Source organism: Pseudomonas sp. SWRI18, assembly GCF_014268345.1.
Classification (GTDB): Bacteria; Pseudomonadota; Gammaproteobacteria; order Pseudomonadales; family Pseudomonadaceae; genus Aquipseudomonas; species Aquipseudomonas cedrina.
The window spans coordinates 1-20,707 of record NZ_JACCQQ010000037.1 but is presented as its reverse complement, the minus strand read 5'-3'; the positions used below and the strand labels follow the sequence as shown (position 1 = coordinate 20,707).

General features: G+C 61.4%; 16 protein-coding genes, 4 tRNA genes and 1 pseudogene. 9 read left to right on the top strand and 12 right to left on the bottom strand.

What is annotated here, in order from left to right:
* Positions 1–234 precede the first annotated feature (234 nt).
* Both H0Z09_RS26110 and H0Z09_RS26105 read left to right on the top strand, forming a co-directional pair.
* A complete protein-coding gene (locus H0Z09_RS26110) occupies positions 235–2,682 on the top strand; it encodes an acyl-CoA dehydrogenase (protein ID WP_186694599.1) in 2,448 nt (815 codons plus the stop codon).
* Positions 2,683–2,757: 75 nt separating this feature from the next.
* A complete protein-coding gene (locus H0Z09_RS26105; protein ID WP_186694597.1) occupies positions 2,758–3,165 on the top strand; it encodes a PA2817 family protein in 408 nt (135 codons plus the stop codon).
* Between the two features lie 27 nt (positions 3,166–3,192).
* Here the strand turns inward: H0Z09_RS26105 and H0Z09_RS26100 are convergent, their stop codons facing one another.
* Positions 3,193–4,125, bottom strand: a complete 933-nt coding sequence (locus H0Z09_RS26100; RefSeq protein WP_186694594.1) for a LysR family transcriptional regulator — start codon at positions 4,123–4,125, stop codon at positions 3,193–3,195.
* A gap of 89 nt (positions 4,126–4,214) precedes the next feature.
* Between H0Z09_RS26100 and H0Z09_RS26095 the strand changes: the two genes are divergently transcribed.
* The gene (locus H0Z09_RS26095) at positions 4,215–4,841 is read left to right on the top strand and encodes an alanyl-tRNA editing protein (RefSeq protein WP_186694592.1); all 627 of its coding nucleotides are present in this window, start codon (positions 4,215–4,217) and stop codon (positions 4,839–4,841) included.
* Here H0Z09_RS26095 and H0Z09_RS26090 read toward each other — a convergent pair.
* Entirely contained in the window at positions 4,826–6,211 is a 1,386-nt protein-coding gene (locus tag H0Z09_RS26090; RefSeq protein ID WP_186694590.1) for an MATE family efflux transporter, read from the bottom strand. The genes H0Z09_RS26095 and H0Z09_RS26090 overlap by 16 nt on opposite strands.
* A gap of 392 nt (positions 6,212–6,603) precedes the next feature.
* Here H0Z09_RS26090 and H0Z09_RS26085 point away from each other — a divergent pair, with 392 nt between their 5' ends.
* Complete coding sequence (locus tag H0Z09_RS26085; RefSeq protein WP_186694588.1) at positions 6,604–8,343, top strand: dipeptidase; 1,740 nt, start codon at positions 6,604–6,606, stop codon at positions 8,341–8,343.
* 153 nt (positions 8,344–8,496) lie between these two features.
* On the opposite strand, the gene H0Z09_RS26080 is transcribed toward H0Z09_RS26085, so the two are convergent.
* The 6 genes and pseudogenes from H0Z09_RS26080 to H0Z09_RS26060 form a co-directional block, all read right to left on the bottom strand.
* On the bottom strand, positions 8,497–9,051 hold the full coding sequence (locus H0Z09_RS26080) for a hypothetical protein (RefSeq protein ID WP_186694586.1): 555 nt from the start codon (positions 9,049–9,051) through the stop codon (positions 8,497–8,499).
* Between the two features lie 127 nt (positions 9,052–9,178).
* A pseudogene (locus tag H0Z09_RS27430) lies at positions 9,179–9,298 on the bottom strand (Arm DNA-binding domain-containing protein); the annotation flags it as partial.
* 153 nt (positions 9,299–9,451) lie between these two features.
* A tRNA-Gly gene (locus H0Z09_RS26075) sits at positions 9,452–9,527 on the bottom strand.
* Between the two features lie 3 nt (positions 9,528–9,530).
* Positions 9,531–9,606 (bottom strand) — tRNA-Glu (locus H0Z09_RS26070).
* A gap of 104 nt (positions 9,607–9,710) precedes the next feature.
* Positions 9,711–9,786, bottom strand: a tRNA-Gly gene (locus H0Z09_RS26065).
* Between the two features lie 4 nt (positions 9,787–9,790).
* A tRNA-Glu gene (locus H0Z09_RS26060) sits at positions 9,791–9,866 on the bottom strand.
* A 371-nt stretch (positions 9,867–10,237) separates the two neighbouring features.
* On the opposite strand from H0Z09_RS26060, the gene H0Z09_RS26055 reads away from it, so the two are divergent.
* Together H0Z09_RS26055 and H0Z09_RS26050 are read left to right on the top strand one after the other, a co-directional pair.
* Positions 10,238–10,996 (top strand): hypothetical protein, encoded by a 759-nt coding sequence (locus tag H0Z09_RS26055; RefSeq protein ID WP_186694616.1) that lies wholly within the window; start codon positions 10,238–10,240, stop codon positions 10,994–10,996.
* A gap of 129 nt (positions 10,997–11,125) precedes the next feature.
* A complete protein-coding gene (locus H0Z09_RS26050) occupies positions 11,126–11,938 on the top strand; it encodes an alpha/beta fold hydrolase (protein WP_186694584.1) in 813 nt (270 codons plus the stop codon).
* A gap of 36 nt (positions 11,939–11,974) precedes the next feature.
* Here H0Z09_RS26050 and H0Z09_RS26045 read toward each other — a convergent pair whose 3' ends face one another.
* The 3 genes from H0Z09_RS26045 to H0Z09_RS26035 form a co-directional block, all read right to left on the bottom strand.
* Positions 11,975–13,942 (bottom strand): methyl-accepting chemotaxis protein, encoded by a 1,968-nt coding sequence (locus H0Z09_RS26045; protein WP_186694582.1) that lies wholly within the window; start codon positions 13,940–13,942, stop codon positions 11,975–11,977.
* Positions 13,943–14,055: 113 nt separating this feature from the next.
* The gene (locus H0Z09_RS26040; RefSeq protein WP_186694580.1) at positions 14,056–15,468 is read right to left on the bottom strand and encodes a PLP-dependent aminotransferase family protein; all 1,413 of its coding nucleotides are present in this window, start codon (positions 15,466–15,468) and stop codon (positions 14,056–14,058) included.
* 204 nt (positions 15,469–15,672) lie between these two features.
* Positions 15,673–16,434 carry an SDR family oxidoreductase gene (locus tag H0Z09_RS26035; protein ID WP_186694578.1) on the bottom strand — a complete coding sequence of 254 codons (762 nt, stop codon included), beginning with the start codon at positions 16,432–16,434 and terminating at the stop codon, positions 15,673–15,675.
* Between the two features lie 227 nt (positions 16,435–16,661).
* Here H0Z09_RS26035 and H0Z09_RS26030 point away from each other — a divergent pair, with 227 nt between their 5' ends.
* Positions 16,662–17,669 carry an NADP-dependent oxidoreductase gene (locus tag H0Z09_RS26030; RefSeq protein WP_186694576.1) on the top strand — a complete coding sequence of 336 codons (1,008 nt, stop codon included), beginning with the start codon at positions 16,662–16,664 and terminating at the stop codon, positions 17,667–17,669.
* Between the two features lie 65 nt (positions 17,670–17,734).
* Here H0Z09_RS26030 and pyrF read toward each other — a convergent pair whose 3' ends face one another.
* Positions 17,735–18,433, bottom strand: coding sequence for an orotidine-5'-phosphate decarboxylase (gene pyrF, locus H0Z09_RS26025; RefSeq protein ID WP_186694574.1), 699 nt, complete (start codon positions 18,431–18,433; stop codon positions 17,735–17,737).
* 258 nt (positions 18,434–18,691) lie between these two features.
* Between pyrF and H0Z09_RS26020 the strand changes: the two genes are divergently transcribed.
* Together H0Z09_RS26020 and H0Z09_RS26015 are read left to right on the top strand one after the other, a co-directional pair.
* Positions 18,692–19,456, top strand: coding sequence for a response regulator (locus H0Z09_RS26020; RefSeq protein WP_186694571.1), 765 nt, complete (start codon positions 18,692–18,694; stop codon positions 19,454–19,456).
* Entirely contained in the window at positions 19,456–20,490 is a 1,035-nt protein-coding gene (locus H0Z09_RS26015) for a HAMP domain-containing sensor histidine kinase (RefSeq protein ID WP_186694569.1), read from the top strand. Before H0Z09_RS26020 ends, H0Z09_RS26015 begins: the two co-directional genes overlap by 1 nt.
* Positions 20,491–20,707 lie beyond the last annotated feature (217 nt).

The following is a 20,707-nucleotide window of genomic DNA, read 5'->3' as shown; positions in this document are numbered from 1 at the left end:
TGCAGGTTCCAAGTGGTTTCCCGGCGAACTCCACCACCACGGGGTGGTCACTATCGATGAAGCGGCCGGGATGCAAGTATGCGTCCGTGGCGCACATCACCCCGATTCAGCCCAATGTCGGTGCCTGCTGCCAGGTGCTTGCAGTACAACTTGTAACACCCTGATCACCCCGCTTGTTCGGATGCCGACTAAGCTCCCTGGTGGTTTCGCCCCTGGTTTCACGGAGGATTGAATATGCTGTTGTTGTGGATACTGGTTCTGGTGGTCGGCATCGCCTACCTCGCACACCGCCGCGTCGCGCCCCTGCCCGCCCTGGGCGTGGTCGCCGTCTACCTGCTGGCGATGGGGGCCTGGAGCCACGCACCGGGTTGGCTGCTGCTGGTTTTCTGGGTGCTGATCGCACTGGTCGCCGCGCCGTTGCTGCTGCCTGATCTACGCCGCCAATACTTCACCAGGCCGCTGTTCAGCTGGTTCCAGAAAGTCCTGCCGCCGATGTCCGAGACCGAGCGCGATGCCATCGACGCCGGCACCGTATGGTGGGACGGCGAACTGTTCAGCGGTCGCCCCGACTGGGACAAACTGCTGGCCTACCCCAAGGTGCAGCTGACCGAAGAGGAACAGGCCTTCATCGACGGCCCTACCGAAGAACTCTGCGCCATGGTCAGCGACTGGGAGATCGGCCAGGCCATGGACCTGCCGCCCGCCGCCTGGGAGCACATCAAGACCCACGGTTTCTTTGCCCTGATCATTCCCAAGGAATATGGCGGCAAGGGTTTCTCCGCCTATGCCCACTCCCAGGTCGCGATGAAACTCGCTACCCGCAGCGGTGACCTGGCGTCCACTGTGATGGTGCCCAACTCACTGGGCCCGGCCGAACTGCTGCTGCACTACGGCACCGACGAACAACGCAACCACTACCTGCCGCGCCTGGCGCGCGGCGATGACATCCCGTGCTTCGCATTGACCGGCCCGCTGGCGGGTTCCGATGCGGGCGCGATGCCCGATACCGGCGTGATCTGCAAAGGCGAATGGGAAGGCAAGGAAACCCTCGGCCTGCGTTTGAATTGGGAAAAACGCTATATCACCCTCGGCCCGGTCGCGACCCTGCTGGGGCTGGCGTTCAAGGCCTACGACCCGGACCACCTACTGGGTGAAGAGGAAGACCTGGGCATCAGCCTGGCACTGATTCCGACCGACACCCCCGGCGTGGAAATCGGCCGCCGCCACCTGCCTCTCGGCGCCGCTTTCATGAACGGTCCCAATTCCGGCAAGGATGTGTTCATTCCGCTGCAATACCTGATCGGCGGCCAGGAGATGCTCGGCAAAGGCTGGATGATGTTGATGAACTGCCTGTCGGTGGGCCGTTCGATTTCCCTGCCCGCCGTGGGCACTGGCGCGGCCAAGTTCACCAGCCTGGTCACCGGCCAATACGCCCAGGTGCGCGAACAGTTCAACGTGCCACTGTCCGCCTTCGAGGGTATCCAGGAAGCCCTGGCGCGCATCGGCGGCAACGCCTGGCTGATGGACAGCGCGCGCATGCTCACCGCCAATGCCGTGGACCTGGGGGAAAAACCTTCGGTGCTGTCGGCGATCCTCAAGTACCACCTCACCGAACGTGGCCGCGAGTGCATCAGCCACGCCATGGACGTGCACGGTGGCAAGGGCATCATCATGGGCCCGAACAACTACCTGGGCCGCAGTTGGCAAGGCGCGCCGATCTTCATCACGGTGGAAGGCGCGAACATCCTCTCGCGCAACCTGATGATCTTCGGCCAGGGTGCCATTCGTTGCCATCCGTTCGTGCTCAAGGAAATGGCCCTGGCCGGTCGCGAAGACCACGACCAGGCGCTCAAGGAATTCGATGGCCTGTTGATGCAGCATATCGGTTTCGCCGTAAGCAACGCCGCCAGCACCCTGGTGCTGAACCTTGGCGTGGGTCGCTTCGAGAAAGCCCCGGGCAACCGCTTGAGCCAGGGCTACTTCCGCGCGCTCAACCGCCAGGCTGCCGCCTTTGCGCTGTTGGCCGACCTGAGCATGATGCTGCTGGGTGGCGAGTTGAAGCGCCGCGAACGCCTGTCGGCACGCCTGGGCGATGTGCTGAGCCATATGTACCTGGCGTCGGCGGCACTCAAGCGTTATCACGACCTCGATTCGCCGGACCACCTGGAACCGCTGTTCGCCTGGGCCATGGAAGAAAGCCTCGGTCAATCGGAACGTGCGCTGGATGAATTGCTGAGCAACTTCCCGAATAAAGTCCTGGGCTGCCTGTTGCGGGTCATCGTGTTCCCGTTCGGCCGTCGCCACACCGGGCCGTCCGATGCGCTGGATGCCGAAGTGGCCGCAGTGATCGGCCGCGCCAAAGGCGACCCGACCCTGGAAGAGTTGCTGGCCGGCTGCTACCGCCCGCAATCGGCGCAAGATCCGGTTGGCGCCTTGCAACAGGCCTACGACCTGCTCGGCGCCAGCCATCCTCTGCAGAAGAAACTGCACGCCGCACTCAAGAGCGGCCAAGTCAAACCGACTGCCGGGGAGCACGCCATCGATGCCGCGCTGCATGCCGGGGTGCTGCAACCGGCCGAGGCGCAGACCCTGCGTGAGGCCGAAGCTGCACGGCGCAAGGTTATTGATGTGGACGATTTCAGCAAGGAAGAGCTGGCCCAGGCTGAGGGTAAAGTCCGCTGAGTCGAGCGGTCATATAAATACGGGCGCGAGAGCTATATACTCTCGCGCCCGTTTTTGCTTTAGAGGACTTATCTCGTGTCCAACGTCGTTGCCGATCATCTCGTCTTGCTCGACCACTTGCGCAGCATCCTGGTTGCCGTCGGCGAAGCCGAACAGGTACCCGAGGAAAGCCACACCCTGTTCCTGGAGCGCTTCGACGAATTGCGCGCCCTGCTGCCGATCGATCCGATCGAAAGCCAATACCTGGGCCAGGACATCATGAGCCAGGTCATCCTGCGCTACCCGCAAATTGCCCACCTGGTGCCGCGCGACCTGCTGTGGTTCTTTGGCGGTGACTGCCTGCACTTCATGCCGGACGAAGAACTGGACCTGTACCAGGCCCTGGAAGAGCGCCGCCATGAGGCCGAGCTGAACGACGAACCGTTCGACTGGAACCAGGAAAAGCAGCTGCTGGCGATGCCGCAAGACCAGAGCAAGCACTGATACCTGTGGGAGCCAGCTCCCACACACCTACCGACGGCGCAGTGTCGGTTCTTTCGCCATGCACTCCACCAGATAATCAATAAACACCCGCAACTTCGGCGGCAAATAGCGCGTGGGCGAATGCAGCAACCACGCCTCGCCATGGTAGGACGCAATAAAGTCCCACGCCGGTAGCACTTGCACCAACCGCCCCGCCTCCAACGCATGACGCGCCGTGAAATACGGCAAGCTACCAATGCCCACATGCTGCAACACCGCGTCCAGCCGCACCCCGGTGTGGTTTGCCGCATACCGCCCGCGCACAGCTACTGTCACCGACTTGCCGGCCTGACGGAATTTCCAGCGCGAGTCGCCGGGTGTTTCCCCCAGGTAGATGCAACTGTGCTCCAGCAGATCATGGGGATGGTCCGGCGTACCATGCTCGGCCAGATATTCCGGCGTTGCACACAGCAGATGCTCGATGGGCAACAACTGCCGGCCAACCAACCCCGGCGGCGGGCTGTCGGTGATTCGGATACTCAGGTCGACATTGCCATCGATCAGGTCCACCTGCCGATCCTCAAGGATCAACTGCACATCCACCTTGGGATAGCGCCGCAGGAACTCCGGCATATGCGGGTGCACCACGAACCGCCCCACCGCCTTGGGCACGCTGACCCGCACCAGCCCTTCGGCTTCATGGGTGAACTGGCCGCTGATCTCCATCACCGAGCGCGCCGCGTTGATCATTTCCCGGCAACGCGTGAACACCTCTTCACCGCCTTCGCTCAAGCGCAACTTGCGCGTCGTGCGCTGCAGCAAACGCATCGCCAGGGCTTTTTCCAGGCGCGAGATACTGCGGCTCACCGAGGAAGGCGAAGCGCCCATCTGCCGGGCGGCTTCAGAGAAACTGCCGGCTTCCACCACCTTGACGAAAATCGCCATCTCGCCCAGCAGTGGTAACGGTAGATTGATGCTCATGGTGCACAGGTCCATTGGTAGATGGGTGGATTATCGCCCATTCACGCACAACTTATACTGCCCGCAGACCCCTGATGCGGATGTACATAATGACCGAACGCCTGTTTTTCACCCACGACCACCTGACGGCAGAGCTTGAGGTGCTGAGTTGCAGCCCTCACGAGCAGCAGTTTGCGGTCATCCTGCAGTCGACGATTTTCCATCCGCAGGGCGGCGGGCAACCCTTCGACACCGGTTGGCTCGGTGCAAGCACCGTGCTGCGCGTCGTCCAGGAAGCCGACCGAGTGGTGCACTACGTTGACCGGCCATTGGCGCCGGGCCTGGTCACCGCGCAGGTCGATGAACAGCGCCGCGCGTTGCACACCCGGCTGCATTCGGCCGGCCATTTGATCGGCAACGCCGGCGAGTCCCTGGGTTGGATGCCGATCAAGGCCCATCACTGGCCAGGCGAAGGCAAGATCACCTTTATCCGTGGCGAGGCGGCGCAAGCCATGGAGGCCGAGGCGCTCCAGCAACAGCTCGACCAATGGATCGCTGCGGACTATCCACGCCATATGAACCTGGAAGACGGCACCCGCGAAGTCGGCTTCGGCCAACTGCCCGCGTATGCCTGCGGTGGTACTCATGTGCAGAGATTGGGCGAGCTGGGCCGGGTGACCATCCTGGCGCTGTCGGAGAAAAAAGGCGCGCTGTCGGTGCGCTATCGCTGCGATTGAGGCGATGAACCAGCAGCTGCGGGAAGACGGCTTCTGCGGTGAAGACGCCAGCCCATCAGTACCATTGCAACACTGAGCGCGGTGATCAGGCCGACCCACATCCCTTGCGGCCCCCAGCCCAGTCCCAAGCCCAACCAAACACCCAGGGGCATGCCGATTCCCCAGTAAGACGCCACCGCGATCATCATCGGCAGCCGGGTGTCTTGCAGCCCTCGCAGCGCCCCGGATGCGAGCATTTGCAAGCCATCAGGCAGTTGCAACAGTGCGGCATACAGCAAAAGCGTCGAAGCCAGCGCGATGACCGCGACATCTTGGGTGTACAACTGTGCGATCGCCCCATGGGCAAACAGCAAAACGCTCGCAGAAAGCAGTTGAGTCATACAGACAATCACGTAACCCGCACTCGCAGCGCGCCGAATACCCGTGCGATCTCCAAGCCCAAGCGCGTGCCCTACTCGAACAGTCGTCGCTTCGGCCACTGCCACCGGAACCATGAAACAGACCTGCGCCACGTTGACGGCAATCTGATGCGCCGCAAGGGACACCGCGCCTAATTGACCGATCAATAACGTAGTCGCAATAAACAGGCCGCCTTGCATCAGTATCGCAACGCCTATTGGCAATCCGACACTCAACAAACCACGTAATTGCGCCAAGTTTGGCCACTCAAAATACTCAAACAGACGCAGGTGCGTAAACCGGGTCGTGCTGCACAAATAGAACGCAAAGAGGATCGCTTGCAGCCACATCATGCTTGCCGACGCGATGCCCAGTCCTTGCGCGCCCAGTTCAGGAAACCCCCATCTACCGTGGGTCAAGCCATACCCCAGCGGCACCAGCACGCACAACCCGCCGAAGCCGAACACCATGGTCGGGCGCATCCAACGCATGCCCTCACTCAAATAGCGCATGCAAAAAAACAGGGTCAGGGCTGGGCTTCCCCAGCGCACTGCGGACAGGAACGCTTGCGTCTGCGGTATGACATCAGCGGCAATACCGGCTGCCTCAAGCCAGTACCGGGCCAGGCTGAGAAACAGGAACATCAGCCCGCCCATTCCCAGCGCCAGCCACAGCGCCTGGCGGAATACGGCGCCTATTTCGGACTCCCGCCCCGCGCCTGACAACTTCGCCACCTGGGCAGTCAGCGCGATCAACGTGCCGATGGGCACCAGCATCGGCAACCACAAGAGCGCAGTGCCCAAGGTCACCGCCGCGAGAGTGACCGTGCCGTGATGGCCGGCAATGACATTGTCGACCAGGGCAATCAGCCCCACCGACACATGCCCCACCAATAGCGGTAACGCCAACCTGGCCGTGGCATTGATTTCCTGAAAATTCGCACGGTTAAACGGACTACGATTGGCGGACATAAAAACCAGATTTCCTTGAAGCGCTAAGAGGCGTGCATTTATCAATGCCCCTCATGCACCCGACAAGTCAGAGGTTTCCGATTGCACGCAAGGAAATATCCCTTAAAGCTTAATCGCGCCTGCCCCGCACCACTGCAGGGCTTATTGCGCACCGCCATCGAAACCGTCAGGCGCTGTCCAAGGCAGGGCATTGACCGAAAACCCACGGCGTCACGTTGTTCTTTTGAAATTGGCAGCTAGCCTCTTTTGCACCGGACGCATTCTTATCGACGTAGGATATTTCACTCATTCAACGCTCCCTACCCTCTCCTGTGCGGTGTTAATGTGTGAAATTGTTTCTGACATTTCGATCAGAAATTTTCCAACTCACTTGCAAAGGAATGCGTCTCTCCATGCACTTTCCACTCAAGCACCTGGCTACCGCCATCCTGCTCGCGGCGAGCCTTTCGGCCATCACCAGCCCCGCTTCCGCCAATATCACCCCGGACCAGAGCACGGCAATCCTCAAGCAATTCAACGAAAGCTCCGTCACCGATTTTCGCGGTTTTCTCGGCGCCTTGGTCGAGGGTGACCTAGGCAAGACCAACGATGTCGGCCCGGCAATCAGTGCCTTCCTCGCCGACAAAGCCCTGAGCGCCGAACAACAGAACGAGATCAATCGCCTACTGGGCATCTATACCCGAGTGAAGTACGGCAAGGCGGCCACCGACACCCTGCGCGAGTTGGTGGAGATCCCGACGTTTAACGTCGACGGCGTGCCGCAGTACAAGAATCCGGAATTCATCAAGATCGCCGGCAAAATCCAGGCGCTGGCAAAGGCCTTCAACCTGAATTTCCGCAACATTGATAACCGTGTGTACGAAATCACCCTGGAAGGCAGCGGCGACGAAGTGGTCGGTATCCACGCCCATGCTGACGTGGTGCCGGTGACGCCGGAGAACTGGGTGCTGAAAGATGGCACCAAGCTCGATCCGTTCAAGGTCACGCTGATCGGCGATCGCATGTATGGCCGTGGTACCGAAGATGACAAGAACGGCATCGTGGTGGCCATGTATGCCATGAAGGTGATCAAGGAAGAAAAGCTGCCGCTGGCGCGCAATTTCAAGCTGCTGGTGGACACCACCGAAGAAACCTCCGGCGACGCGATTCCCTATTACTTCGAAAAGAACCCGACACCGCAATACAACCTTGCGCTGGATGGCGGCTACCCGGTGGTGATTGCCGAAAAAGGCTACGGCACAGTGATGGCCACCTTCCCGCGGCGCCAGGGTGAAGGCAAAGGCGCACAAATCATCTCGATGACTGGCGGCATGGCGACCAATCAGATTCCTTCGGCGTCGGTGGCTACGTTTGTGAGCGACCAGCCTGCGCAGTTGGCCGCCAGCCTTCAAAAAGCCGGCATCGAATACGCCAAGCGCAACGGTGGCGATTTCGAAGTTGTGGCTAAAGTCGACGGCAAAGACGTCAAGCTGACCGTCACCGGCGTGTCCGCACACTCGTCGGAACCCGAATCCGGGGTGAACCCGGTCGCGCGCATGCTGGAGCTGATCCACAGCGTCGACGGCAAGATCGCCCTCAAGCACAACCACATCACCGACGCCGCGCGTTATGCGTCCGACAATTGGGGCCTGGATTACCTGGGCGGTAAACTGGGCGTGGGCTTCTCCGATGCGTTCATGGGGCCACTGACCACCTCGTTGACCTTTGTCGGCCTGGATGACAAAGCCTTCAAGCTGGCGGTGAACCTGCGCGTGCCGAAGGGCAAGTCGCCGGAGAAACTGAAAGCCGAAATTGCCGACAAGCTGAGCGCCTGGGACAAGCAATCCAAGGTCAACGTGGACTTCACCTACTCCGTGGCCGAGCCGATGTACCGCAACCCGGAAGGTGAATGGGTCAAGGCCCTGTTGGCGGTGGCCAGCGAGAACCTGGGCATGGAACATAAGTTTGGCACGTCGGCCGGCGCAACTTCGGTGCACGAACTGCCCAACGGCGTGCAATTCGGCCTGGCGCGGCCGGAAGTGAAATACACCGGGCACACCGACAACGAGTTCAAGACGGTCGACCAGTTTCTGCTGGACTTGCAGATCGTGACTGAAATGATGGGACGCATCGGGCAGCTGCCGAAGCTCTGATTTTCAGCTCGCATAAATCGCACGCAAACAAAAACGCCGATCATCTCTGATCGGCGTTTTTGTTGAATATGGAACGGGAAACGAGGCATGCATCAATTCCTATCGCCTGACTAAGTAGCCTTCAATGCAGCCTACCCTCCGCAAACCCACGGTTTACTTGCCCAGAATGTTTTTCAACGCAGCGGTATGGCCGGCCGGGTCGTTTACACTGGACATCACTTCGATGACGGTGATCTTCTGATCGTTCATCGTCATCAACGAGGCCACCAGCAGTTTCAGGCCGTTGAAATCGTCAGTGCCATCCAGGCGGTACACCTTCAAGCCGTTCACTTGAATGGTCTTCTCGCCAGTCATGCGAAAGTTGGGTGACGCTGCCTGCTGCTTTTCCTTCACGGTATCCACTGCAAGACGAAACGCAGCGTCCGGAGCGGTGCCCACGGTCGGCGCCGGGCCTTCGGTAACGATGATGGCCCGCTCGCTTTTCGGATCGAAGTACATCGTGCCGCCGTTCTCGCTGTTCAAGGTACGGGCCTCGACACCTTTGAGCACGAACTTCAGCTTGCCGTCTACCAGGGACACCGATTGCGTGTCCGATGCCGCCGTAGCGGTTTGTTCAGGCTGGGCAGCAACGGCCATGGTGGCCGCGCCGCTCAAGGCTATAAGCACGCACAAGGAACGGGTCCAGCCCAACAGCAAATGCTTCGACATTGATAGCGCCTTTGTTTTCAGGCCGTCGAATACCGACGGCCTGTCGTGCGAACAGCCTAGCTCACTTGCTTGCTCACTTGCCCAGGATGTTGTTCACAGCCGCAGCGTGCCGCTTATATTTGCGGTCAGCCAGGAGCGCCCGCGCTTCATCACGCAAGGTGCGTGCATCACGCAGATCGATCTCAGAATAGGTGCCCAGGGAGATGCGCTTTTGCGCGCGGAGCCAGTAGTAGCGCAGATGCCACGATTACCGGCACCACCCGCGTTCCTTGGCCTCGACTGGCCTCAAAAACGCTGGCTGTCGGTGGATGTCCGTGGCTTTGGCTGGAATGAAAAAAGGAGCCGAAGCTCCTCTTTTCAACGATCTACAGACGCCAATGGAAGTCTGTAGATTAATATTTGGAGCGGGAAACGAGACTCGAACTCGCGACCCCGACCTTGGCAAGGTCGTGCTCTACCAACTGAGCTATTCCCGCAAATGGCGTCCCCTAGGGGACTCGAACCCCTGTTACCGCCGTGAAAGGGCGGTGTCCTAGGCCACTAGACGAAGGGGACACGCTACTGGAACACATGGTGTGTATCCCAGTGCCCAAGGATTAAATCCGAAGATTATGCCCTGGTTTCACTCAGTGCCGCCCGAGAGCCACACTGCTTAAACTTGGAGCGGGAAACGAGACTCGAACTCGCGACCCCGACCTTGGCAAGGTCGTGCTCTACCAACTGAGCTATTCCCGCATATTGGCGTCCCCTAGGGGACTCGAACCCCTGTTACCGCCGTGAAAGGGCGGTGTCCTAGGCCACTAGACGAAGGGGACACACGTACAACATTCACTCCCTACCGCGTTTCGCTGTGTGCTTTACGCTGTAAGTGGCGCGCATTCTATGGATGGATTGAAAGGTCGTCAACCCCCAAGGATAAATTTATTTAAATCAATGACTTCGCCCCGCTTTGCGGGCTTGCGAGGCGATTGTGCCTGTCCGGGTCTTGACGCCTATATTCTGGCACCCGACAAGACGCTATAGTTCGCTGCGGCAAATGATGGCAATGTGCATCCATCCGAGAGATCCGACTATATAGAAGCAAACTACCTGGGCAACTGGTCGATCTGTTCTATCCGCCGGGTCGCCCAGTCACTACACTCCACACTGTAAACCCTATAAAGAGGTCGCACCGGTGACACCACTCATGATCACCCTGCTGGTAATAGCCGGGATCGCAATACTGATCGCCATTGGCTATATGAACCACGTGGTGGAAAACAACAAGCTGGAAAAGAAGCGCACCGAGATCGAGCTCAACGATCGCCTGCGCCGTTGCGGTGAAATCACCGAGACCTTCCCTGGCCAGTTGATGACCCCGGGGCTCAAGCTGTTGCTGACCCGCCTTGAGCTCAACGTCAATCAGCGCCTGTTGAACCTCAACAAGAACAGTGCACCGATCAAGGCCCGCATCACCGAGCTGAATGCGCTGGCGGCCCAGGGTGAATCGATCCCGGTGAACAACCCGCCCGCCCCGATCCAGACCGAAGCCAAGGCCAAGGACGTGCGCTTCCTGCTCGAAGCCTTGCATGGCCAGGTCACCCGTGCCGCCCAGGACGGTTTCCTGCCGGCCAACGAGGCCAAGCACTGGATCAAGGAAATCCGCCATATCCTGGTGTTGCTGCATATCGAGTTCTTCAACAATCTCGGCCAGCATGCCCTGCAACAAGGTCAGCCAGGCCAGGCGCGCCTGGCCTTCGAACGCGGCGCGCAGTACCTGCGCAAACAACCGGAGCCCGTTCTCTACAGCGCACAGCTGCAGCAGCTGGAAGCCCAACTGGCCCGCGCCAACTCCACGGTGCTGGCCAACAGCAAGCAGACCGCCGAGGAAGTCAACGAACTGAACGAGGGCATGAAGGAAGTCGAAGCCGACGCCGAATGGAAAAAGAAAGTCATCTACGATTGATGCAATGGGCGGGCGGTGTCGACGATTCGACGAGCCCGCCCATTGCAAGTGCCATCAGTTTGGATCTATCCCTCCGCCCGTTACTCGCGTAAAAAAGTGCCCCTACTCCCACGAAGTCAGAGGCCCGCCATGCCTGTCGCCATCATTGCTGGACAACCGCTGCACTACCTCGACCAGGGTTCCGGCCCCGTCGTCCTGCTGGGCTCGAGCTACCTGTGGGACAGTGGCATGTGGGCACCGCAGATCGAAGCCCTGTCGCAGCAGTACCGCGTGATCGTTCCAGAGTTGTGGGGGCATGGCGAATCAGGTCCGCTGCCCACGCAAACCCGCTCCCTCGATGACCTTGCGCGCCAGGCCCTGGTGCTGCTGGATCAGTTGGACATCGCGCAGGTCAACCTGGTTGGCCTGTCGGTGGGCGGCATGTGGGGCGCGCGCCTGGCATTGATGGCGCCCGAACGGGTCAACAGCCTGGTGCTGATGGACACTTACCTGGGCGCCGAGCCCGAGGCCACGCGCCAGTACTATTTCTCGCTGTTCAAGATGATCGAGGATGCCGGCGCCATTCCCGAGCCGTTGCTGGATGTGGTCGCGCCGATCTTCTTCCGCCCGGATATCGATCGCGAATCGGCGCTGTATCAGGATTTCCGCCAGGCCCTGCAGAACTTTTCCCGCGATCGCCTGGTACACAGCGTGGTGCCGTTGGGGCGGCTGATCTTCAGTCGAGAGGATGTGCTGGACCAACTGCCGCGCCTGGACGCCGACACCACGCTGGTGATGTGCGGTGATCAGGACAAACCACGCCCGCCGGCCGAATCCCGGGAAATGGCGGACTTGATCGGGTGCAGCCTGATCCAGGTCCCGCAAGCTGGCCATATCAGCGCACTGGAAAACCCCGACTTCGTCAACGAAGCGCTGCTGACCTTCCTCGCCAACAACGCCTGACCGCCCTGCCCTGGGATCGCTGCGTACGCGCGGCGATCACAGCCGGAAGTGCCCCACCATGCCCTTGAGTTCCGCCCCCAACTGCGCCAGTTGAATACTCGACGCCGCGTTGCCTTGCATGCTCAGCGCCGACTGATCGGCACTGGCGCGGATACTGGTGACGCTGCGGTTGATCTCCTCGGCCACTGAGCTTTGCTCCTCGGCCGCCGCCGCAATCTGCTGGTTCATCTGCTGGATCAACGACACCGCCGCCGCAATGCTGCCCAGGGCACTTTCGGTTTCCAGTGCATCGCTCACCGCCAGTTTCACCAGCTCGCCGCTTTGCTGGATCTGCTGCACCGAGGACTGCGCCGCACTGCGCAAGGTAGCGACCAGACGCTCGATTTCTTCGGTCGATTGCTGGGTGCGCTTGGCCAGGGCGCGCACCTCATCGGCCACCACCGCAAAGCCGCGGCCTTGTTCGCCGGCACGGGCCGCTTCGATGGCCGCGTTGAGGGCCAGCAGGTTGGTCTGTTCGGCCACGCTTTTGATCACGCTCAACACGGTGCCGATATGCTGGATCTCTGCGCTCAGGCTCTCGATGCTGGCGCTGGCCTGGGTGCTGGAGGAGGCCAGCAATTCGATGCGCTGCAAACTCTGGCGCACCACCTGCTGGCCGCTGTCGACTTTGTCGTCCGCCGTCTGCGCTGCTTGCGCGGCCTCTTCGGCGTTACGCGCCACGTCGTGCACGGTGGCGGTCATCTGGTTCATCGCCGTGGCAACCTGTTCGGTTTCTTCTTTCTGGTTGCTGACTTCGGCATTGGTCTGCTCGGTGACGCTGGACAGTGACTGCGCCGAACTGGCCAATTGCTCGATGCCGGCCTGCAGCCCGCTGACCATCTGGCTCAGGCCATTGCCCATCTGCTGCATCGCCTGCATCAATTGGCCGATTTCATCGCGGCGGCTGACGTCCATGCGCCCGCTCAAGTCGCCGGCGGCGATCTGCCGGGCCACGGCAATCACACTGCGCAGCGGCGCGACAATCAATCGGGTAATCAACCATGCCGCAATCAAACCCACCAGCAGCGCCAGGGCAGAAGAACCGATGATCAGCAGCGCGCTTTTCTTCAACTGTGCCTGCATCGACTGGTCTTCGGCGTCGTACGCCAGGTTGACCCGGCTGACGACCTGGTCGGCACGCTCATGCAGTTGTTTGTAGACGAGTTTTTCCTGCGCCAGCAGGTCGGTGTACTCGCCCAGCTTTTCGCTGAATGCGGCGATATGCCCGGAGACTTCGTTGAGCACGGTCTGGTAGCCCGAGTCCTTGACCGTGGTTTTCAGTTGTTCGACCTGGGCCAGGGCTTGATCGGCCTGCTCGATCTTGCCCTGCGCGGCGTCTTCGTCGCTCACCTTGCGGCTCTGGTCCAGACGGACATGGGCCTCGTTCATGGCTTGCAACATCAGGCGTGAGACCTGGCTGATCTGCCCTGCCTGCTCGATGAATTCGGCGCCCTCCTTGCCTTGGCTTTCCTTCAAGCCGTAGGCGCCGTCATCGGCCAGCCCGGCCTGCAAGACGTCGAGGTTATTGGCGACGCTGGACACTGACCAACTGGCCATTTCCAGCGCCAGGTCCTTGGTCTGGGTCAGTTCGACGAACTCATCGAACGCCTTGCGGTAGGCGGCCAGGGCGAGTTCGACATCGGTCATCACCGGCCCGTTGGCCGCCGACTGGGCCTTGAGGCTGGCCGCGAGGGCAGCCAGGGCATCGACACTTTCATGCAGGGCATCGACGGCCTTGGGGTCGGCATGCAGCGCATAGTCCTGTTCGATCAGGCGCACCTTGAGCAAGCCACTGTTGAGCGATGACATGGCCTTGAGCCCCTCGAACCGTTGCCCGACGGTTTGCAGGGACCACACGCCGATGGCCGCGATCAGGGCCGTCAACAGCAGCACCAGGGTAAAACCCAGGCCCAGTTTTTTTGCCATACCGAGGTTGGCGAATTGTCGTTGCACGCCCGAAATCATTGCCTTGTATCCTCTCGCAATGGCAGAAGCCATCAAGCCCGGTTTACATAGGCCAGATTCGCAACCACAGGGCATCGAACACAAGTCGCCGGCGCCACAATAATGGCAAAAAGCTACACACTCGTCGTTTTCAGGATGGTCGAGGTCGATCTGGCGGGCCCCATTGCGCGGAACAACGCCAAGGCCCGTTGATCGCCGGCGTACGCCACATTGATGCGCAGCCACTCACTGGGTTCGCCCGTCGGATTGAACAGCGCGCCCGGCGACAACAAAACCCCGAGCCGCCGCGCGCACGCTTGCAGCCGCGAACGATCCGCCACCCCTGGCCGCGCCCACAGGAACATGCCGCCGGCGGGGGCGACAAACACGTCCCACTCTTCATCCTCCAGCACCTGCAACGTCGCCGCCATTTGCGTATTCAGCCGCTTGCGCAGGCGCTGCACCCACTTGCGGTAGGTGCCGTTGGCCAGCAGCGTCGCCACCACCGCCTCGGCAAACCGCGAGGTGCCGAACCCGGTCAAGGTCTTGAGGCTGGCCAATTGCGCAATGATCGCCGTGCTCGCACTCAGGTAGCCCACGCGCAGGGCAGAGCTCAGGGTCTTGGAAAAGCTCGCGACGTAGATCACCCGGTCATCGTGGGGTAATGCCGAAAGCCGCGTGCAGCTGGCGTGTTGCAAGTCGCCGAACACATCCTCTTCAATGATCAGGAAGTTTTCGCGCCGCGCCAGCGCCAGCACATGCTCGGCCACGGTACGGCACAGGCTCGAGCCCGTGGGGTTGTGATACAGGCTGTTGATGAACAGACACTTGGGGCGATGGCGCTGCAACAGGGCTTCGAGCGCCGCAATGTCCGGGCCGCCGCGGGTGCGCGGCACTTGCAACAGGTGTACGCCATGGAAGGCCAGTTGCCGGTAGAGGTTGCCGTACCCCGGCGTTTCCACCACCACGCAGTCGCCGGGCTTGAGTAATGTGCGTATCAGCAAGTCCTGGGCATGGCTGGCGCCTGCGGTCGTGAGGATACGATCAAGGTCGGTGGCGATATGGGCCTGGGTCAGGCGCTTGAGCAGTTGCTCGCGCAGCGCAGGCAAGCCCAAGGGTGTGCTGTAGTTGAACAGGCCGGCGGTGTCGGTACGGCTGACTTCGCGAATCGCGTAGCTGATGTCATCGCTTTCACGCCAGGCATCCGGCAACCAACCGCAGCCCAGTTTCAGCTCACCCAACGGATTGTCGACGAACGCTCCCCAATCCCGCTCCGCGCCTTCGTACCACTGGCCTTCCTGCGGCGGCGGCGGCTCGGCCACCCAGAAACCCGAGCCGTGCTTGGACACCAGCAAACCCTGGGCGACCATCCGCTCGAACGCCTCGATCACGCTGGACTGGCTCAGCAGGTTGTCGAGAGCCACCTGCCGGATGGACGGCAAGCGGGTGCCGGGCCTCGCGCCACTGTTGCGAATCCATTGCGCCACCGCGCTGATGATTTGCTGCACCACCGGTACAAGGGCTTGTCGATCGATCCCTAAATCCATGCGCCACTCACTTCAACTGTTTGTTATTCAACCCTCAACAGTTAAGCACAGAAGCCCCCGGCAACCGGTCGCCAAGTTTTATTAAAGTATTGATTTTATTGAGTTATTTACCTAGTGATACACATTCCGACAAAGCGCACTGCCAGCCATGGAAACGCCCCACAGCCCTGCCAAACCTTTTCGAATGAAGGGCGACGCGAGGTCCTAGATCGCCGTTGCGCCACCGTCCACCGCCAAGGCCTGGCCAGTGGTGAATGCCGCGCCATCGCTGCACAGATACAGCACCGCGCTGGCGATTTCCTCGACCTTGCCGATGCGCCCGACCGGGTGCATGGCGGCGGCAAAATCGGCTTTGCGCGGATCGGCTTCATAGGCGCGCCGGAACATATCGGTATCGATCACGGCCGGGCACACCGCATTGACGCGGATTTTCTTTTTCGCATATTCGATGGCTGCCGATTTGGTCAGGCCGATCACCGCATGCTTGGACGCTGCATAAATGCTCATCTTCGGCGCCGCGCCCAAACCCGCGACCGACGCGGTGTTGACGATGGCCCCGCCGCCCTGGGCCAGCAGCAGCGGCAACTGGTACTTCATGCACAACCACACGCCCTTGACGTTGACGCCCATGATCGCGTCGAACTCATCCAGGCTGCCGTCGGCCAGCTTGCCTTTCTCGATCTCGATCCCGGCATTATTGAAGGCGTAGTCCAGGCGGCCATAGGCGTCGACAGTCTGAGCCATCAACTGCTGCACATCGGCCTCAAGCGTGACGTTGCAGCGTACAAACAGCGCTTCGCCGCCGGCCTGCCGGATCAGGGCAACGGTGCCCTCGCCGCCCGCCGCATCCAGGTCCGCGACCACCACTTTCAGGCCTTCGGCGGCGAACGCCAGCGCGGTCGCGCGGCCAATACCGGCAGCGGCGCCGGTCACCAGGGCAACCTGGCCGGAAAACGTCATGCTCATAAGGATGTCCTGTGGGAAATGTAACCGGGGGCCGAGTCTAGCCAACGCCACGCCGCACATGTCAGCACTATCAGAAGGCCGGTTATGGCTGCATGGATCGCAGTGATAAGGCACACGGGCTGACTATCAGCAACACCTATCGGCCAGCATTCGCGCCGTCGGTGAACCTTGCCCCTGAAGCGTTCAGGGTCTATCACTTCAGATTCATTTCCAGAAGAGTCCCTGCCATGACCGCCCAGACCAACCGCCAATTCCTCCTCGCCAAGCGCCCGGTCGGCGCGGCCACCCGGGAAACCTTCACTTACCAGGAAGTCCCGGTGGGCACGCCCCAGGACGGCCAGGTGCTGGTGCGCAATGAATACCTGTCCCTCGATCCGGCCATGCGCGGCTGGATGAATGAAGGCAAGTCTTACATTCCGCCGGTCGGCATTGGGGAAGTGATGCGTGCGCTGGGCGTGGGGAAAGTGATCGCGTCGAACAACCCGAAATTCGCGGTCGGTGACTACGTCAATGGCGCCTTGGGCGTTCAGGACTACTTCGTAGGCGAGCCGCGTAGTTTCTACAAGGTCGACCCTGCACTGGCGCCGTTACCGCGCTACTTGTCTGCCCTGGGCATGACCGGCATGACCGCTTATTTCGCGCTGCTGGAGACCGGCGCGCCCAAGGCCGGTGAAACCGTGGTGATCTCCGGCGCGGCCGGCGCCGTGGGCAGCATTGCCGGGCAGATCGCCAAGATCAAAGGCTGCCGCGTGGTCGGTATTGCCGGCGGCGCCGACAAGTGCAAGTTCCTGGTGGACGAGCTGGGCTTTGATGCCGCCATCGACTACAAAAGCGAAGACGTACCCGCCGCTCTCAAGCGCGAGTGCCCCAAGGGCGTGGATGTGTATTTCGACAACGTCGGCGGCGACATTCTGGACGCGGTGCTCAGCCGCCTGGCACTGAAGGCCCGCGTGGTGATTTGCGGCGCCATCAGCCAGTACAACAACAAGGAGGCGGTGAAGGGGCCGGCCAACTATCTGTCACTGCTGGTCAACCGCGCGCGCATGGAGGGGTTTGTGGTGATGGATCACGCCGCCAACTTCGCCGCCGCCGGCCAGGAAATGGCCGGCTGGATGGCGCAGGGCAAGCTCAAGAGCAAGGAAGATATCGTCGAGGGGCTGGAGACATTCCCGGAAACGCTGATGAAGCTGTTCAATGGCGAGAACTTTGGGAAGTTGGTGCTGAAGGTCAGCTGACACGACATAGATCTAAGTGTGGGAGCAAGCCCGCTCCCACATTTTTACAGCGTACACCTTAGATTTCAGGCGATTTCGGCGACTACAGCCGCCAACGCCGCTGCCGGATCTGCCGCCTGGCTGATCGGACGACCGATCACCAGGTAATCCGAGCCCGCGTCCAGTGCCTGGCGTGGGGTCAGGATGCGGCGCTGGTCATCCAGCGCGCTGCCCGCCGGGCGGATGCCCGGGGTCACCAGTTGCAGCGATGGATGCGCGGTTTTCAGCGCCTGGGCTTCCAGCGCCGAGCACACCAGGCCATCGAGGCCGGCTTTTTGCGCCAGGGCGGCGAGGCGCAATACTTGCTCCTGGGGCTCGATGTCCAGGCCGATACCGGCCAAGTCTTCACGCTCCATGCTGGTCAGCACGGTCACGCCGATCAGCAACGGCTTGGGACCGCTGCGCTGTTCCAGCACTTCACGGCACGCGGTCATCATGCGCAGGCCGCCGGAGCAGTGCACGTTAACCATCCACACGCCCATTTCGGCGGCGGCCTTGACCGCCATGGCGGTGGTGTTGGGGATATCGTGGAATTTCAGGTCGAGGAACACCTCGAAGCCTTTGTCACGCAGGGTGCCGACGATTCCCGCGGCGCAACTGGTGAACAGTTCCTTGCCGACCTTGACCCGGCAAAGCGTGGGGTCCAACTGGTCAGCCAGCTTCAGTGCGGCGTCACGGGTGGGGTAATCCAGGGCGACGATGATAGGCGTCTGGCAGACGGACATTGGCGTGGGCTCTCAGGCAAGTCGAAATCGGCGCGAATTGTAGCGCAAGCAGCGCCGTTGCGGGATCCGATGATCGGTAAATACTGACCAGGCGCCGTCCGGCGGTCCGCTCAGGCAATTGTTTCAGAGCTGATACATTCACGACATGCCCACAACACGCACCACACCTAGGCTCCCCGCACGACCCACCCGCCAGCACTTCCAGCCATGGGGCTGGGCGCCTATGCTGACCGCAACCCCACGGCAGACGATCGCATCATGCAAACCCCTCCCCTCTCTTTGAACGACGCGCAAAAAGGCGCAGTGATCGCCGATGACAAGCGCTGGAACACCCGTGCGCTGATCGTCGACGACGATGTGCCGATCCGCGAATTGTTGATCGACTACCTGGCACGCTTCGGCATCCTGGCCACCGGCGTTACCGACGGCACCACGATGCGCAAGGCCATGCAGGCCGAAACCTTCGACGTGGTCGTGCTTGACCTGATGCTGCCGGGCGAAGACGGCCTGTCGCTGTGCCGCTGGCTGCGCGCGGAGTCGGACATCCCGATCCTGATGCTCACCGCCCGCTGCGAACCCACCGACCGCATCATCGGCCTGGAGCTGGGTGCCGACGACTACATGTCCAAGCCATTCGAGCCCCGTGAGCTGGTCGCGCGGATCCAGACGATCCTGCGCCGCGTGCGCGATGACCGCAGTGAACAGCGTGCCAATATCCGCTTCGACAACTGGCGGCTCAACAGCGTGCTGCGCCAGCTGGTGGCCGACAGTGGCCTGGTGGTGCCGTTGTCCAACGCCGAGTTCCGGCTGCTGTGGGTGTTTATCGAACGCCCGCGCCGGGTGCTGAGCCGCGAGCAATTGCTGGATGCCGCCCGTGGCCGCTCCATCGAAGCCTTCGATCGCAGCATCGACCTGCTGGTGTCGCGCCTGCGGCAAAAACTCGGTGACGACCCCAAGGCACCGCAGTTGATCAAGACCGTGCGCGGCGAAGGCTACCTGTTCGACGCCAGGGATATTGGCTGATGCGCAACGCGTTCAACACGCTGTTCGGGCGGCTGTTCGGTGTGTTGCTGGTGGCGATCGTGCTGGCCCATGTGTTGGCATTCATCTGGTTTCACCATTACGGCCCACCGCCGCCACCCCAGGAAGCCTATGTGGAACAGCCTGACGGGTCCATGGCAGCCCAGCCCAAGGCACATCGCCGCCCCTGGTTCGGTGGCCCGCTGGTGCCGCTGACGTTTCAGTTCATCTCGCTGATCATCGCTGCGTGGTACGGCGCCAAGCTGCTGAGCCGGCCGATCCAGCGCCTCAGTGAAGCCGCCGAGCGCTTGAGCCTGGACCTGGACAGCCCGCCCCTCGACGAGTCCGGGCCGCGCGAGGCCCAGCGGGCGGCGTCGACCTTCAACCTGATGCAACGGCGCATTCGCGAGCAAGTCAGCCAACGCGCGCGCATGCTCGGCGCAGTGTCCCATGACCTGCGCACCCCCCTGTCACGCCTCAAGCTGCGCCTGGAACAGATCGAAGACACCCGGCTGCAAGGCCAGATGCGCCAGGACCTGGACGACATGATCGGTATGCTCGATGCCACTCTGAGCTACCTGCACGAACAACGCACCAGCGAAACCCGGCATTGGCTGGATGTGCAGGCGCTGGTGGAGTCGATGAGCGAAAACGCCCAGGACCAGGGCTGCGATGTGCAATTTTCCGGCAGCTGCGCGCCGCTGCAAGTGCAACCGATGGCGTTGCGTTCATGCCTTAACAACCTGATCGACAACGCCTTGCGCTATGCCGGCACGGCGCGCATCGAACTGGTGGACAGCCGCGAGGCGCTGGTCATCCGCGTGATCGACCATGGCCCCGGCATCGCCGCCGACAAGCGTGAAGCGGTGTTCGAGCCGTTCTACCGGCTGGAAGGTTCACGCAACCGCAACTCCGGTGGAGTGGGCCTGGGCATGACGATTTCCAAGGACGCGGCCGAACGCCTCGGCGGTCGGTTGGACCTTGAGGAAACGCCAGGGGGTGGCTTGACGGCGGTCATGTGGCTGCCGCGTAGCTAATGGATCGACACTGCCCCATGTGTGCTGGCTTGCCTGCGATGGCGGAGTGTCAGCTTTCAAACGGCTAGCTGACAGGCCCCCATCGCAGCATGGGTATCTACACAACTTTCAGTTGACCAATCTCCCTGTGGGAGCTGTCGAGCCCCAGCGAGGCTGCGAAAGCGGCGGCACTGCTGGCATTTTGGTCGCCTGACCCACCGCTTTCGCAGCCTCGCTA

Coding starts and splice junctions, on each gene's coding strand:
- H0Z09_RS26110 (WP_186694599.1), top strand. CDS start 235: ATGCTGTTGTTGTGGATACTGGTTCTGGTGGTCGGCATCGCCTACCTC.
- H0Z09_RS26100 (WP_186694594.1), bottom strand. CDS start 4,125: ATGAGCATCAATCTACCGTTACCACTGCTGGGCGAGATGGCGATTTTC.
- H0Z09_RS26095 (WP_186694592.1), top strand. CDS start 4,215: ATGACCGAACGCCTGTTTTTCACCCACGACCACCTGACGGCAGAGCTT.
- H0Z09_RS26090 (WP_186694590.1), bottom strand. CDS start 6,211: ATGTCCGCCAATCGTAGTCCGTTTAACCGTGCGAATTTTCAGGAAATC.
- H0Z09_RS26085 (WP_186694588.1), top strand. CDS start 6,604: ATGCACTTTCCACTCAAGCACCTGGCTACCGCCATCCTGCTCGCGGCG.
- H0Z09_RS26080 (WP_186694586.1), bottom strand. CDS start 9,051: ATGTCGAAGCATTTGCTGTTGGGCTGGACCCGTTCCTTGTGCGTGCTT.
- H0Z09_RS26055 (WP_186694616.1), top strand. CDS start 10,238: ATGATCACCCTGCTGGTAATAGCCGGGATCGCAATACTGATCGCCATT.
- H0Z09_RS26050 (WP_186694584.1), top strand. CDS start 11,126: ATGCCTGTCGCCATCATTGCTGGACAACCGCTGCACTACCTCGACCAG.
- H0Z09_RS26045 (WP_186694582.1), bottom strand. CDS start 13,942: ATGATTTCGGGCGTGCAACGACAATTCGCCAACCTCGGTATGGCAAAA.
- H0Z09_RS26040 (WP_186694580.1), bottom strand. CDS start 15,468: ATGGATTTAGGGATCGATCGACAAGCCCTTGTACCGGTGGTGCAGCAA.
- H0Z09_RS26035 (WP_186694578.1), bottom strand. CDS start 16,434: ATGAGCATGACGTTTTCCGGCCAGGTTGCCCTGGTGACCGGCGCCGCT.
- H0Z09_RS26030 (WP_186694576.1), top strand. CDS start 16,662: ATGACCGCCCAGACCAACCGCCAATTCCTCCTCGCCAAGCGCCCGGTC.
- pyrF (WP_186694574.1), bottom strand. CDS start 18,433: ATGTCCGTCTGCCAGACGCCTATCATCGTCGCCCTGGATTACCCCACC.
- H0Z09_RS26020 (WP_186694571.1), top strand. CDS start 18,692: ATGCAAACCCCTCCCCTCTCTTTGAACGACGCGCAAAAAGGCGCAGTG.
- H0Z09_RS26015 (WP_186694569.1), top strand. CDS start 19,456: ATGCGCAACGCGTTCAACACGCTGTTCGGGCGGCTGTTCGGTGTGTTG.